Source organism: Bacillus sp. SIMBA_074 (assembly GCF_046534555.1).
Classification (GTDB): Bacteria; Bacillota; Bacilli; order Bacillales; family Bacillaceae_G; genus Bacillus_A; species Bacillus_A mycoides.
In genome coordinates, this window is record NZ_JAWRYM010001336.1 from 1 (window position 1) to 231 (window position 231).

Genomic DNA, 231 nt, shown 5'->3' on the forward strand with positions numbered 1-231 from the left:
CTGGAGAATTACGGTAGCCAAGATCGTGTTGGTCCCTCTCCTGCTCTTTTTCTCACTGGTTATCGGCCTGATGATCGGCTACGGTGTGGTCGGGCATAAGCCAGCTTCTGAAGTGCTTGATATGGGTACATACAAACATATGTGGGACTTGCTTTTTGCCGAGACATAAACGAGGAATTAGCAGTCATGATTGCCAGCCCAACCGATTGGTTAGGGCTCTATTTTTTGAGG

1 protein-coding gene is annotated in these 231 nt (G+C 48.1%); it reads left to right on the forward strand.

Features of this window, described 5'->3' with window-relative positions:
• Positions 1 to 25: 25 nt before the first annotated feature.
• Positions 26 to 169: a DNA-directed RNA polymerase subunit beta gene (locus SB773_RS35040; RefSeq protein WP_410595204.1), complete on the forward strand. Its 144-nt coding sequence runs from the start codon at positions 26 to 28 to the stop codon at positions 167 to 169.
• The last annotated feature ends 62 nt before the right edge of the window (positions 170 to 231 follow it).